Annotated in this window: 15 protein-coding genes and 1 pseudogene; 12 read left to right on the top strand and 4 right to left on the bottom strand. The window is 68.9% G+C overall.

Annotated features, from left to right (window positions below; genetic code table 11):
• Positions 1 to 25: 25 nt before the first annotated feature.
• Positions 26 to 484, top strand: coding sequence for a hypothetical protein (locus tag VBO01S_RS10505; RefSeq protein ID WP_062473747.1), 459 nt, complete (start codon positions 26 to 28; stop codon positions 482 to 484).
• Here the strand turns inward: VBO01S_RS10505 and VBO01S_RS10500 are convergent.
• On the bottom strand, positions 462 to 1,106 hold the full coding sequence (locus tag VBO01S_RS10500; protein ID WP_062473746.1) for a GDSL-type esterase/lipase family protein: 645 nt from the start codon (positions 1,104 to 1,106) through the stop codon (positions 462 to 464). The two genes, VBO01S_RS10505 and VBO01S_RS10500, sit on opposite strands and share 23 nt — an antisense overlap.
• A gap of 162 nt (positions 1,107 to 1,268) precedes the next feature.
• Between VBO01S_RS10500 and VBO01S_RS10495 the strand changes: the two genes are divergently transcribed.
• From VBO01S_RS10495 to VBO01S_RS10470, 6 genes are read left to right on the top strand one after another with little or no spacing between them, the layout of a single operon-like run.
• Positions 1,269 to 2,459: an ABC transporter substrate-binding protein gene (locus tag VBO01S_RS10495; protein ID WP_062473745.1), complete on the top strand. Its 1,191-nt coding sequence runs from the start codon at positions 1,269 to 1,271 to the stop codon at positions 2,457 to 2,459.
• The gene (locus VBO01S_RS10490; protein WP_062473743.1) at positions 2,460 to 4,289 is read left to right on the top strand and encodes an ABC transporter permease; all 1,830 of its coding nucleotides are present in this window, start codon (positions 2,460 to 2,462) and stop codon (positions 4,287 to 4,289) included.
• 17 nt (positions 4,290 to 4,306) lie between these two features.
• On the top strand, positions 4,307 to 4,864 hold the full coding sequence (locus tag VBO01S_RS10485; protein ID WP_062473740.1) for an OsmC family protein: 558 nt from the start codon (positions 4,307 to 4,309) through the stop codon (positions 4,862 to 4,864).
• Positions 4,848 to 5,696, top strand: coding sequence for an ABC transporter ATP-binding protein (locus VBO01S_RS10480; RefSeq protein WP_062473738.1), 849 nt, complete (start codon positions 4,848 to 4,850; stop codon positions 5,694 to 5,696). The genes VBO01S_RS10485 and VBO01S_RS10480 overlap by 17 nt, the downstream gene beginning before the upstream one ends.
• Positions 5,693 to 6,538 carry an ABC transporter ATP-binding protein gene (locus VBO01S_RS10475; protein WP_082818083.1) on the top strand — a complete coding sequence of 282 codons (846 nt, stop codon included), beginning with the start codon at positions 5,693 to 5,695 and terminating at the stop codon, positions 6,536 to 6,538. The genes VBO01S_RS10480 and VBO01S_RS10475 overlap by 4 nt, the downstream gene beginning before the upstream one ends.
• A gap of 34 nt (positions 6,539 to 6,572) precedes the next feature.
• Positions 6,573 to 7,466 (top strand): VOC family protein, encoded by an 894-nt coding sequence (locus VBO01S_RS10470; RefSeq protein WP_062473736.1) that lies wholly within the window; start codon positions 6,573 to 6,575, stop codon positions 7,464 to 7,466.
• 9 nt (positions 7,467 to 7,475) lie between these two features.
• Here VBO01S_RS10470 and VBO01S_RS10465 read toward each other — a convergent pair whose 3' ends face one another.
• A complete protein-coding gene (locus VBO01S_RS10465; RefSeq protein WP_062473733.1) occupies positions 7,476 to 7,898 on the bottom strand; it encodes a winged helix-turn-helix transcriptional regulator in 423 nt (140 codons plus the stop codon).
• Between the two features lie 110 nt (positions 7,899 to 8,008).
• On the opposite strand from VBO01S_RS10465, the gene VBO01S_RS10460 reads away from it, so the two are divergent.
• Both VBO01S_RS10460 and VBO01S_RS10455 read left to right on the top strand, forming a co-directional pair.
• Positions 8,009 to 8,599, top strand: coding sequence for a dihydrofolate reductase family protein (locus tag VBO01S_RS10460; protein WP_062473731.1), 591 nt, complete (start codon positions 8,009 to 8,011; stop codon positions 8,597 to 8,599).
• 146 nt (positions 8,600 to 8,745) lie between these two features.
• Positions 8,746 to 9,207 (top strand): RcnB family protein, encoded by a 462-nt coding sequence (locus VBO01S_RS10455; protein WP_062473730.1) that lies wholly within the window; start codon positions 8,746 to 8,748, stop codon positions 9,205 to 9,207.
• Positions 9,208 to 9,297: 90 nt separating this feature from the next.
• Here VBO01S_RS10455 and VBO01S_RS10450 read toward each other — a convergent pair whose 3' ends face one another.
• Entirely contained in the window at positions 9,298 to 9,564 is a 267-nt protein-coding gene (locus VBO01S_RS10450) for a hypothetical protein (RefSeq protein ID WP_062473728.1), read from the bottom strand.
• A 113-nt stretch (positions 9,565 to 9,677) separates the two neighbouring features.
• Entirely contained in the window at positions 9,678 to 10,622 is a 945-nt protein-coding gene (locus VBO01S_RS10445) for a CysB family HTH-type transcriptional regulator (protein ID WP_062473726.1), read from the bottom strand.
• A gap of 177 nt (positions 10,623 to 10,799) precedes the next feature.
• On the opposite strand from VBO01S_RS10445, the gene VBO01S_RS10440 reads away from it, so the two are divergent.
• The 3 genes and pseudogenes from VBO01S_RS10440 to VBO01S_RS10430 form a co-directional block, all read left to right on the top strand.
• Complete coding sequence (locus tag VBO01S_RS10440; RefSeq protein WP_062473724.1) at positions 10,800 to 11,402, top strand: TetR/AcrR family transcriptional regulator; 603 nt, start codon at positions 10,800 to 10,802, stop codon at positions 11,400 to 11,402.
• 216 nt (positions 11,403 to 11,618) lie between these two features.
• Positions 11,619 to 12,518, top strand: coding sequence for an alpha/beta fold hydrolase (locus VBO01S_RS10435; RefSeq protein WP_062473722.1), 900 nt, complete (start codon positions 11,619 to 11,621; stop codon positions 12,516 to 12,518).
• Between the two features lie 90 nt (positions 12,519 to 12,608).
• Positions 12,609 to 13,392 (top strand): annotated as a pseudogene (locus VBO01S_RS10430) (WG repeat-containing protein); the annotation flags it as partial.

The following is a 13,392-nucleotide window of genomic DNA, read 5'->3' as shown; positions in this document are numbered from 1 at the left end:
CTTCACTCCCGCAGGGCTCTTCTTCATGATCGCGCTTCCCACCTACCAACGCATCGTCCGCGCCAGCGCCTGGTACGACCTCGTGGTGACCATCGGCTTCGCCACGCCGTGGACCTTCGCCGCCGTGCACACCCTGCTGCTGTGGACCATCCAGACGCTGCAGCTGCCGGGCAGCTTTCCGGCCTTCGACCCCGTGCACATGCTGATGGCCAACCTGCTCGGCTCGGTGGTCACCGTCTGGGCCGTGCTGCGCATCCGCGATCCGCGCCTGCGCTATGGCCGCTACGACGCCGTGGCGCGCTTCCTGTTCGCCACCTGGCAGATCTACGCCGTGACGCAGGGCGCCAGCCTGATCATCCTCGGTTTCACCGCGATGGAACTGCTGTTCGGCGTGCTCGAGAGCCTGCCGGTGCGCAGTGCCACAGCAGGCGCACCGATGCGCTCCAACAGCGCAACAAACCTCAGCGCCAGCCCGCAGCCTTGAGCTGCTCGGCCAATTGCTCCGCCACCTTGGCGTAGCCTTTCGCGTTCGCATGGATGCGGTCCGAGCGCAAGGCCGCATCCGACAGCACGCTTGAATACACACCCGCGACCAGCAACGCCTGCCCCGACTTGCCCACCACCTCTTCGTAGAACGGCGCGTCGCTGAGCGAGCCGACCACCGCGCGCATCGCATCGGGCGCCGGCGTGGCCAGCACCGCCACATGCGACGTGTGCGCGCGCGCCTGCTCGATCAATGCCGCAAGGTTCTCGCGCGTGCTGGCGGGCGACACGCCGCGCAGCATGTCGTTGCCGCCGATGCCGATCAGGATCGCGTCGTAGCTGCCGGCGGACAGCAGCGCGGGCAGGCGTTCCAGCGCACCTGCCGAGGTGTCGCCGTTGACGCCCGCGTTCTCGACCTGCCAGCCCGTGAGCTCGCCCAGCTTCGCGGGCCACGCCGTCTCGGGCGACGCACCGTAGCCGAAGGTCAGGCTGTCGCCCAGCGCCAGCACGCGGGCATCGGGCTTCAACGCGTTGGCTGAGGCCTTTCGTTTGCCGCACGCGGAGAGCAGCAGGGCGGTGGCCGGCACGCCGGCGAGCATCTGGAGGAGGTGGCGTCGCTTCATGTGGCGCGCAGCTTAAACGAGGCCGCGCGGCCGTTGGCGCTTGCCCCTTCGCTTGCTCGGAAAGCGCATAAGCCTCTCCGTTTTCGTTCCTTCCCGGCACGAGGACAGCGGCGAAGAATCGCGGCCCTGCACATCCCTTCACTGCCACCGAGGTCCGACGCCATGCTGCCGCCGCTGTTCACCCGCCATCGTTTCCTGCGCCATGCGTTCGCACTGTCCGCCGTCTTGCTCACCGCGCCGCTCGCGGCCTGGGCCGCGCCCGCCAGCGGCGAGCCCGTGTGGTTCGGCGTGAGCGGTCCACTCACCGGACAGAACGCGCAGTACGGCGCGCAGTGGAAGGCCGGCTTCGACCTTGCGCTGGAGCACATCAACGCGCAGGGCGGCATCCACGGCCGGCCGCTGGCCTACAACTTCGAGGACAGCCAGAGCGACCCGCGCCAGTCCGTCGCCATCGCGCAGAAGCTCGTGAACGACAAGCGCGTGCTCATCGAGCTGGGCGACTTCTCCAGCCCCGCCTCGATGGCCGCCTCGCCCATCTACCAGCGCGCGGGCCTCGTGCAGCTGGGCTTCACCAACTCGCACCCCGATTTCACCAAGGGCGGCGACTACATCTGGAGCCCCTCGATCAGCCAGGCCGACGCGCAGCCGCTGCTGGCCGACCTGGCCGTGAAGACGCTGGGCTTCAAGCGCATCGCCGTGCTCTTCCTGAACACCGACTGGGGCCGCACCAGCAAGGACGTGCTCGTGAAGGCCGCGCAGGAGCGCGGCGCGCAGCTCGCCATTGCCGAGGGCTACCAGCCCGACGAGAAGGACTTCCGCTCGACCCTGGTGCGCGTGCGCGACGCCAACCCCGACGGTGTGGTGCTCATCTCGTACTACCCCGACGGCGCGCTCATCGCGGGCCAGGTGCGCAGCGTGGGCCTGAAGCAGCCGATCGCCGCCGTGGGCTCGGTCTACTCGCCCAAGTTCATCGAGCTCGGCGGCGCGGCCGTGAACGGCATCCACACCAACACCGCCTTCTTTCCCGAGGAGCCGCGCACCGAAGTGCAGGCCTTCGTGAAGAGCTTCCGCGCCAAGTACAGCAAGGAACCCGACGCCTTCAACGCCTATGCCTACGACGCCGTGGTGTATGCGGCCGCCGCGCTGCGCGAAGCCGGCCCCAAGGCCGACCGCAAGGCCGTGCGCGACGCGTTCTACAAGATCAAGGACGTGCCCAGCGTCATCTTCGGCAAGGCCACCTTCGATGCGCAGACGCGCCGCGTGATCGGCGTGAAGAGCGTCAACCTGGTGGTGAAGGACGGCAAGTGGGCGCAGATCGACGAGAAGGCGGCGGCGCTGGCATCGGCCAAGTAGATGAGCTTCACCTCCTTCTTCGACCACACGGTCAACGGCCTGATCATCGGCAACATCTATGCGTTGCTGGCGGTCGGGCTCGCGCTGATCTTCGGCGTCTCGCACCTCATCAACTTCGCGCACGGCTCGGTGTACACCGTGGGCGCGTACATCGGCTGGGCGAGCATCACCTATCTGCACACGCCGCTGCCCATCACTATCGCGCTGGTGGTGATCGGCTCGGGCGCACTCGGCATGCTCATCGAGCGCGTGGGGCTGCGGCCGCTGCAGGGCGCCGCGCGCATCGCGCCACTGCTGGCCACCATCGGCATCAGCTTCGTGCTCGACATCCTCGTGCAGCTGGTGTTCAGCCCCGACCCGCGCGCGCTGCCCACGCAGCTGCCCGACTGGCGCCTGCAGATCGGCACCGGCACCATCGGCGCGCTCGACCTGCTGATCGCAGGCATCGGCATCACCAGCGCGGCCGTGCTGTTCGGCTTCCTGCGTTTCACGAAGCTGGGCTGGGCCGTGCGCGCCACCGCGCAGGACCGCGACGCCGCACAGCAGATGGGCGTGGACGTGAACCGCGTGAACCAGACCGTGTTCGCCATCGCGGCCGCACTGGGCGGGCTCTCGGGCCTGCTGGTGGGCATGTACTACAACAACATCAGCCCGGCGATGAGCTTCCAGGCCACGCTCAAGGGCGTGGTGGCCACGGTGGTCGGCGGCGTGGGCAACGTGCCCGGCGCCATCGTCGGCAGCCTGCTGCTGGGGCTCATCGAAAGCTACGGCGTGGCCATTCTCGGCACGCCGTACCGCAACCTGTTTGCCTTCGCGCTGCTGCTGGTCATCCTGGTGTGGAAGCCCAATGGCTTGTTCGGCCGCCAGCGCGCGCTGCCGCCCGAGCCGCTCACCGGCACCTTCATCGCACCGAGCAAGCCGTGGCGCGTGCCGCCGCGCCTGCTGCTCGCGCTGTTCGCCGCGGCCGTGCTGCTGCCGCTGTTCGATCCGTCGCCCTATGTGCTGCAGACGCTCACCAACGCGTGGCTCTACGGTGCGCTCGCGTTGAGCCTCACGCTGGTGGCCGGCACCATCGGCCAGATCTCGCTGGGCCACGCGGGGCTGCTGGCCATCGGCGCGTATGCCTCGTCGCTGCTGGTGCTCGACCTGCACCTGCCCGTGGGCACGGGCATCGTGGTCGCGGGCGTGCTCACCTCGCTGATCGGCACGGCGCTGATCTTCCCGGCCTTCCGGCTGCGCGGGCACTACGTGTCGATCGCCACGCTGGGCATCGGCGAGATCGTGGCGCTCACCATCCTCAACTGGGAAAGCCTCACGCGCGGGCCGATCGGCGTCTCGGGCATTCCGCCGCTCTCGCTGTTCGGCCGCGATGCGTCGTCGAACGAAGCGATCTATTGGGCCTCGTTCGGTGCGCTGGTGCTGCTGGCCCTGCTGCAGTGGCGCCTCTTGCGCTCGCACCTGGGCCGCACCTTCCGCGCCGTGCGCGAAGACGAGGTGGCCGCGCGCGCCTACGGCGTGAGCCCCGACCGCTACAAGGCGCTGGCCTTCGGCTTCGGCGGCTTCGCGGCGGGCGTGAGCGGCGCCTTCACCGCGCACATGTACTCGTACATCAACCACGAGACCTTCGGCTCGCAGATCTCGATCCTCGCGCTCACGATGGTGATCCTCGGCGGGCTCGGGAACATCAGCGGCGCACTGCTGGGTGCGGTCGCGCTCGTGAGCCTGCCCGAGCTGTTCCGCGTGACGGCCGAGTACCGCATGTTGATCTACGGCGTGGCGCTCCTGCTCCTCATCCGTTTCCGTCCCCAAGGCCTGCTCGGCACCGTCTGAAAGAACCACCAAACACCATGAGCCACCTCAACGACTACCTCGCCGAGAAACGCGCCGCCGTGCTGGCCCGCAACGCCGCCGTCGCGACCGGCACCGCACAGCCCTCGCAGCTCAAGGCCAGCGTGCGCGCCGAAGGCCGCAGCGGCGTGCGCCGCCTGCGCATCCGCGAGCACCAGGTCATCAGCGACAGCCCGCCCGATTTCGCGGGCTACAACCTCGGCCCGAGTTCGCCCGAGCTGCAGCTGGGCGTGCTCGGCACCTGCGTGACGCACATCTTCCTGATCCAGGCGGCCGAACGGCAGGTGCCGCTCGAGAGCCTCGAGGTCGAGGTGACCGGCGTCATCGACCCGCGCGGCGGCAAGCCGGGCCACGAGCAGACACCGATCTGGCCGCACGAGATCGGCTACACCGTGCACATCGATTCGCCCGCCAGCCGCGATGAGATCGACGCGCTGTTCGAAGCGGTGGAGCGCAACTGCCCCATCCTCAACCTGCTGCGCAACCCGCAGGCCATTCGCGCCGAGGTGAAGCTCGTGAACTCGAAGGCGAAGGTCGCCGATGCCGTCGCTGCTTGAGGTCCGCGGCCTCGTGCGCCGCTTCGGCGGGCTCACGGCCGTCAACGCCGTCGACCTGCAGGTGGGCGAGGGCGAACTGCTGAGCGTGATCGGCCCGAACGGTGCCGGCAAGACCACGCTGTTCAACCTCGTCACCGGCCTCGACAAGCCCGATGCCGGGCAGGTGCGCTTCGACGGCCAAGACATCACCGGCCTGCCCGCGCAAGAGCTCGCACAGCGCGGCCTGGCGCGCACCTTCCAGCACGGGCGCGTGTTCGCGAACCTCTCGGTGCTCGACAACGTGCTGGTCGGCGCGCACACGCGGCTGCGCGCCGTGAAACCGCGCGTGGGCGGCGTGCCGGGCCTCGGCGCGCTGGCCGAGCTGGCGCTCGCGCTGGTGCAACCGAGTGTCGTGCGACGCGAGGAAGAAGCGCTGCGCGACGAGGCGCGCGAGATCATCGCGCTCTTCGGCGAACGTCTCACGCCGCGCACCGACCATCCGGCCTACAGCCTTTCGTACGCCAACCGCCGCCGCGTGGAGATCGCGCGTGCCCTCGCATTGCGACCGCGCCTGCTGCTGCTCGACGAGCCCACGGCCGGCATGAACGAGAGCGAGACGGCCGAGATGCTGGAGATCATTCGCGGCCTCAAGGCGCGCGGCCAGACCATCCTGCTGATCGAGCACAAGCTCGACCTCGTGATGCAGCTGTCCGACCGCGTGGCCGTGCTCGACGACGGCCGCAAGATCGCCGAAGGCCTGCCGGACGACGTGCGCAACGACCCCGCGGTGATCGAGGCCTACCTCGGCCATCGCCACGTGGGCGAAGCGCAGGAAGAAGCGGTGCCCGCATGATCGCCACCGTCGCGCGCACCGGCCTGTCGCCTTCCTCCCTCTGGGGAGAGGGGAGAAACGACGACCTGCCTGAACGCGCCCTCGCGCAAGCACCGGCGAGTGCGGTGGCGCCCCTGCTGCAGCTCCAGAAGGTCAACAGCTTCTACGGCCCCGTGCAGGCGCACTTCGATCTCGACATCGAGGTGCGCAAGGGCCAGATCGTCAGCCTGCTCGGCGGCAACGCCAGCGGCAAGTCGACCACGATGAAGATCGTGCTCGGGCTGCTCAAGCCGCGCTCGGGCGAGGTCCGCTTCAACGGTGAATCGACGCTCGGCCTGAGCACGCCGCAGATCATCCGCAAGGGCATCGGGTCGGTGCCCGAGGCGCGCCGCCTGTTCCCCGCGATGACCGTGCGCGAGAACCTGCTCATGGGCGCCTATGCGCGCCGCGACCGCGCGGCCGTGGCCGACGACCTGGAACGCATGCTCGAACTGTTCCCGCGCGTGGCGCAGCGCCTGGGCTTCCTGGCCGGCACGCTCTCGGGCGGCGAGCAGCAGATGGTGGCCATGGCGCGCGCGCTCATGGGCCGGCCGCAGCTGCTGTGCATGGACGAGCCCACCATGGGCCTGTCGCCGCTGTACGTCGACAAGGTGCTCGAGCTCATCGCGCGCATCAACGCGCAGGGCGTCTCGGTCTTCATGGTCGAGCAGAACGCCAGCCTCGCGCTGCAGATCGCGCACCACGGCTACGTGCTGCAGACGGGCCGCATCGTGCTCTCGGGCCCGGCGCGCGCGCTGCTGGCCGACGCGCGCATCCGCGATGCCTACCTGGGCGGCGAGGGCGCCGCCCGCACCGCCTCCTGACGACGACCCTTTTGCTGCGAAGAAGACCTTCACCATGCCCCTGACCCTCGACCACGTCGTGATCGCCGTGCACGACCTCGAACGCGCCATCGCCGACTACGCCGCGCTCGGCTTCCATGTGCTGCGCGGCGGCGACCATCCGGGCCGCAGCACGCACAACGCGCTCGTCGTGTTCAGCGACGGCAGCTACTTCGAACTCATTGCATGGCGAGAACCGGCGCCCGCCGAGCGCTGGTGGCAGCTGCTGCAGCGGCACGGCGAAGGCATCGTCGATTTCGCCTTGCTGCCGCGCGACACCGCCGTCACCGTGGCCGACGCGAAAGCGCGCGGCCTCGTGCTCGAAGGCCCGCTCGACGGCGGACGCGTGCGCCCCGACGGCGAACACCTGCGCTGGCAGACCGCGCGCCCCCCATCGGCCGACCTGCCGTTCCTGTGCGGCGACCTCACGCGGCGCGCCCTGCGCGTGCCCGAGGGCGCCGCGCGCGTGCACCCCAACGGCGTGCTCGGCGTGGCCAGCCTGGCCATTGCCGTGCGCGACCTCGACGCCACGCTGGCGCGCTACCGCGCCTTGCTGGGCACGGTCTCCGACGACACGAGCACGCACATCGGCGAACCCGTGGCCGTGCCTGCCAGCCAGGTGCGCGTGGCCGTGATCGCCCTGGGCAGCAGCGTGCTCGTGCTGTCGTCGCCGCGCGACCGTGCCCCGGCGGCGGAGCTGGGCGGCGACGCGCTCGCACAGCGCCTCGCCGTGCGCGGCGAGGGCCCTTACGCGTTGGTGCTGCACACCGACCGGCCGCAATCGACCGGCACCTTCGACCTTGCACGCGCGCACGGCGCGTGGATCGAACTCGACCTGCCGCCGGTGGACGCACTGGAGGCGCAGGGCCGCGTGCGCGTCGACGCGGCGAACAGCACGGTGGGCGGGTAGGGCGCAGCCTCAGCGGCCGCCCAGGTGCGCCTTGCGCAGCGCGGCCCGCATCTTCTTCTGCAGCGCCGGCCCGCCCTTTTCCAGCGCGGCCGCAGGCGCGCCGCTCTCGGCCGTCACCGGTCGGTGCTTGCGCCCCCAGATGCCGAGCTGCGTGATCACCGGCAACAGGTCGATGCCCACGGGCGTGAGGCTGTAGAGCGCCTTCTGCTTGTGCGTGGGGTCGTCGGTCTTGCTGAGCACGCCGTGTTCGACCAGCGTGTTCAGCCGCTCGGTGAGGATGTTCGAGGAGATGCCTTCCTCGGACTGCAGGAACTCGCGAAAGTGGCGCTTGTCCGCAAACATCAGGTCGCGAACGATCAGCAGGCTCCAGCGGTCGCCGACGACTTCGAGCGCGAGGTTGATCGGGCACAGGGACTTCTGCTGGATGGCCATCGGGATTCCGCGGGTTCTAGAAACTGCTTGCATTTTCGCATCGGTTTGAGAATACTGAAACTGCTTGCATTTCGAGATCGGTTTGCGCAAGCGGCCTGAAGGAGACTCCGATGCGAAAGCTCATCGTGCAAATGCAGATGTCGGTCGACGGGTTCGTGTCGCCGGCCAACGGCGACCTCGACTGGCAGCTGTGGGGATGGGGCGACCGGTGGCGCTGGGATGCGGCGCTCAGGCGTGACTTCAACGCCGTGTTTGCGGGTGTCGACACGCTCCTGCTGAGCCGCAAGATCATCGAGGAGGGCTATCTCGATCACTGGGGCCGCGCCGCGACGCGCTTTCCGGCGAACCCCGACTACGCCTTTGCCCAGCGGATCGTCGAGGCGCGCAAGGTCGTGCTCACGAACAAGCTGCAGGCCTCGCGCTGGGAACGCACCGACATCGCGCGCGGTGCCATGGCCGACGAAGTGAACGCGCTCAAGCGCGAGCCGGGCCAGGACATCCTCAGCATCGGCGGTGTCGGCTTTGCGTCGTCGCTCACGTCGGCAGGGCTGGTCGACGAGTTCCAGTTCTTCGTGAACCCCATGGCCGTCGGCGCGGGCCGCTCGGAGTTCCACGACACGCGCCATGGCCATGCGCTGCGCCTGCTCGGATCGAGGGCCTACGATTGCGGCATGGTGGTGAACCGCTACGCGCCCGCGTGAAGTACGTCACGCGCGTGCAGGACAACACGCCGTGGAGATACCTGCGCTTACCGGATTTCATCTGACGGTGACCTGACGCACCCGAAGCAGACACACGCGCTGCACAGAATGGAGGCGTCATCACAGACACACAAAAGGAGTTCCAGATGATCTTCCGTACCAAGCGCTTCACCACTGCCGCCGTTGCGGCGCTCGCAATGTCCCTGGCAGCAGGCAGCGTGCTGGCGCAAGATCGCCGGGGCGACGACCACCGCCCGGGCGGCGGCCGCTACGAGCAGCGCGATGACCACCGTCCTGGCGGCGGTCGTTATGACCAGCGCGACGACCATCGCGGGCATCGCGGCCCTCACGCCGGCTACCGCGGCGACCAGGACTTCCGCGACGGCCGCCAGTTCGACCGCCGGGGCTTCCCGCAGCCGCACACCGAGTGGCGCCGTGGCGGCCGCGTGCCGACCGAATACCGGGGCCGCAACTACGTGGTGAACGACTGGCGCGCCTACCGCCTGCAGCAGCCGCCGCGCGGCTACCAGTGGGTGGGCGTGGGTGGCGACTACGTGCTCGCAGCCATTGCCACCGGCCTCATCGCGCAGATCATCGCGGGTCAGTAAGCCTTCGCACTGCGCTCGCACCGCGCACATGCAAAAACCGCCACAGGAGACTGTGGCGGTTTTTCTTTGGGGAACTGGGGGAGGGGCTTGTCAGGCCACCGCGGTGGCGGCCGATTGGGCGCACACGTTGCGCCCGGTGATGGTGAGGCGCAAACCGCCGCCATGCCATTCGAGCCAGTTGAGATCGACGTAGGCGTCGATGTCGCGATCGTCGATGCGATCGGCCTGGCGGCTTTGCAGCAGCTCGACCGTGGCGGGCAGGGCACGTTTCAGGCGTTCGCGCTTCTCCGCTGCATCGGCCGCCTTTTGGGCGGCCCGGGTGGCCTGTAGTTGCTGCTGCTGCGAAGTCGATGCCATTGCTGATCCGTTCCGGAAGCCAAGGAATTAACCCGAATGTACGCCGCTTGTGTGAAGCTGCGCGCATTCTTTTCAACCCTGGAGCCGGAAGTGTCGATTTCGTTGCGCTTGAGCTAAATCTCGTAGTGAGACACCTTGACCTCGTCGCCCAAGGCCTTCTCGACAATCGCGCGCGTCAATGTCGGCGCAAACGACTCGATGAACGCGTAGACATATTTGCGGAGGTAGGTGCCGCGCCGCACCGCGAGCTTGGTGAGGTTGATGCCGAACAGCCGCCCCGCATCGAGCGCGCGCAGCTGTGTGTCGCGCTCGGCCTCGTAGGCCACGCCGGCCACGATGCCCACGCCCAGGCCCAGCTGCACATAGGTCTTGATGACGTCGGCGTCCATCGCGGCCAGCACGATGTTGGGCTGCAGGCCGCGCTGTTCAAAAGCCTCGTCGATGCGCGAGCGGCCCGTGAAGCCGGTGTCGTAGGTGATCAGCGGATGCTGCGTGAGCGCCTCCAGCGTGAGCGGCGCGTCGAGCAGCGGATGGCCGGGCGGCACGATCACCGAGTGCGTCCAGCGGTAGCAGGGCAGGGCGACCAGCTGCGGGTAGTCGCCCAGCGCCTCGGTGGCGATGCCCACGTCGGCCTCGCCGTCGAGCAGCATCTGCGCGATCTGCTTGGGCGAGCCCTGGTGCAGGTGCAGTTTCACGTTCGGGAACTGCGCGCGAAATTCCTGCACCGCCACCGGCATCGCATAGCGCGCCTGCGAGTGCGTGGCCGCCACCGAGAGCAGGCCGCTTTGCTGCGCCACGAACTCCTGGCCCGCGTGCTTGAGGTTGCTGCTTTCCATCAGCATGCGCTCGATGATCGGCAGCACGTGGCCGCCGGGCTCGGTGAGGCCCGTGAGCCGCTTGCCGGCGCGCACGAAGAGCTCGATGCCGAGTTCTTCCTCGAGTTCGCGGATCTGCCGGCTCACGCCGGGCTGCGAGGTGTGAAGGGTGTGGGCGACCTCGGTCAGGTTGAAGCCGCAACGAACGGCCTCGCGTACCGAGCGCAGTTGTTGAAAGTTCATCGGGCGCGCAGGAGGTGAAAAGAGGTCCGGACCCCGAGTGGGGCCGACCGGCGATTCTCGGCAGAAGGGCTTATGCAGGGAACGATGCGTTTGTTGGTTCCACATGAGCAAAACATCTATGAGGCCCTTCTGCGTGGGGAGGTTGATATTTCGCACGACTGTGCTAAAGTCCGCCGCATGGACGCCAAGACCCAGAAAAGCGAACTCACCCGTGCCGCCATCGTCGGCGCGGCGATGCATCTCGCGCTGGCGGAGGGGCTGGAGGCGATCTCGCTGCAGGCCGTGGCGAGCCGGCTGGGGCTGTCCAAGAGCGGCGTGTTCTCGCGCGTAGGGTCGCGCGAGGCGCTGCAGAAGGCCGTCATCGAGGAGTACGGCCGCGGCTTCCTGGCCGAGGTGTTCGTGCCCGCCATGCAGAAGCCCAAGGGCCTGCCCCGCCTGAACGACATCGTCGCGCGCTGGATCGCCCGCACGCGCGACGTCGAAGCGCAGAACGGTTGTCTCTACGTGGCCGGCGCCTTCGAGTTCGACGACCGCGAAGGCGAGCTGCGCGACCTGCTCTTCGACGAGATCACGCGCTGGCGTGCCGCGCTGCGCCGCACGGTGCTGCAGGCGGTCGAGACCGGCGAGCTCCAGGCCGACACCGACCCGGCCCAGCTCGTGAGCGAGATCAACGGAATCATGATGAACCAGCTGCACGACGCGCGCTTCCTGCGCGACGGGCATGCGGCCGAGCGCGCGGGCCAGACCTGGCAGCGCCTTCTTTCCAGCTACCGCGCCTGAGGCGCATCCGCAGACGACGGCCACCGCCGCTTCGTTTGCCTTAATTTCGCACAACCGTGCGATAAAAAGGAGAAGCACCATGCTGATCATCGCCCTCTTTCTCGCCGCTTATGCGGTCCTCCTCGGTGTGCGCGGCGTGCAGGACACGCTGCGCAGCCTGCCGCGCAGCAACCAGGACTGGGTCTGGTACTGAGCCCCTGAACGAAAGCCTTCCCCATGACCACCACCACCCACACCACCGCCCCCGTGGGCTACTACAGCGCCAGTCCATTGATGCGCGCGATGCGCTTCGGCCTCGGCGCCTCGCAGCGCCTGTGGCCCGCGCTCGGCGTGCGCGCGGCCTACCGCGTGTTTGGCACGCCGCTGCCGCCCAAATGGCTGTACCGGGGCCAGCAGCCCGGTGCCGACTGGCGCCGCGAGGCTTGGTCGTTCGAGGACGCGAACCTCGGCATCTACCACCTCGCCGCGCAGGACTCGGGCGCCGAGTCGGCGCCGGTCGTGCTGCTGGTGCACGGCTGGGGCGGCCACGCGGGCCAGATGCTGCCGCTGGCGCAGGCCGTCGCTGCGCAAGGCCTGCGGCCCGTGCTGCTGGAGATGCCGGCGCACGGCCGCAGCGCGGGCACGGCCAGCAACCTGCCGCAGTTCGCGCGCGCCATCGACTACGTGGCGGCGCGGCTGGGCGCCGACGGGCACGTGCTGCGCGCGGCGGTCGCGCATTCGCTGGGGGCCAATGCGCTGGCCTATGCGGCGGGGCGCGGGTTGCCGGCGCAGCGGCTGGTGCTGCTGGCACCGCCCGCGTCCCCGCGCGAGTACACGCGCTACTTCGCGCAGGTGTTCGGCCTCAGCGAGCGCACGCGCGCGGGCATGCAGCGCCTGATCGAGGCGCGCGAAGGCATCCTGATGCAGCAGCTGGAGCCCGCCGCCGTGGGCCCGCGCATCGCGCAGCCGACGCTCATCGTGCATGACCGCGACGACCGCGTGAACCGCTTCGCCGATGCCGAGGCCTTTCGCGATGCGATCGCCGGCGCGCGGCTCTTTCCCACGCAGGGCTGGGGCCATCGCCGCATCCTGAAAGAGCAGGCCGTGCTCACGCAGGTCACGCAGTTCCTGGCGTAGCGGCCGGCGGTCACGTGCGCGTGAAACGGCGCCCCTAAACTGGGCGCCACCCATGGCCTTCGCCATGGACGACACACGCACCGACCACACATGGGCAATCGTTCCTGGCTCTATCTCGAACACAGTCTTCCCGACACCGAAGAAGCATCGGCCGACGAAATCGCCGAAGCCAACAACAACTTCCCCGTGCTCTGGCAGCTCCTGCTGGCCGATGGCGCGGCCGGCGACGCCATCGACCACCAGCGCGTCTTCGGCGATGCCGGCACCGACAACCTCGCCAGCGACGCGCACGCCGCGCTCGCGCGCATCCGGCAGCTGCACGCTTTTGTCGAGCGGCACCCGATGCTGCACACGCTGCCGCAGATCGCGCTGCAGTTCGAGGCCGTGGCGCTGCACCTGGCCGAGCTGATCGACGACACGCCGGAGGGCAGCGCGCCGCGCTTTTCCGCCAACCTCGACGAGCTGTCCTGGCTGGGCGGAGACACGGAAGGCGAGGGCTTCATCGAACGCAACCGCCGCGAGTGCAATGAACTGTGGGCCGAGGTGCGCCGCTGCATCGACAGCGGCAACCACCCGGGTGTCGACGCGGCGCTGGGCATCAAGCGCTTCGCAGACTGGGAGGCCTGGGCCTGGCAGTTCGGCTTCGGCAGCCTGTCGCATCCGTACTTCGACGGCTACGAGGCGCCGCGCGACGAGCGCTTTGCCGACTTCGAGCCCGAGGAAGAAGACGAAGACGACGGCGAACGCCCCGATTACGACAACCACCTGGGCGAGGACCTCTGGCGCTTCGAGGTCGACGGCCGCTGGGGCGTGATGCGCGTGGTGTACGACGACGACGGGCGCAGCCAGCGCACCACCGTGGTCGAGCCCGCGT

This window comes from Variovorax boronicumulans NBRC 103145 (assembly GCF_001591345.1).
Classification (GTDB): Bacteria; Pseudomonadota; Gammaproteobacteria; order Burkholderiales; family Burkholderiaceae_C; genus Variovorax; species Variovorax boronicumulans.
The sequence above is the reverse complement of the archived record's forward strand: the minus strand, read 5'-3'. Positions and strand labels throughout refer to the sequence as shown.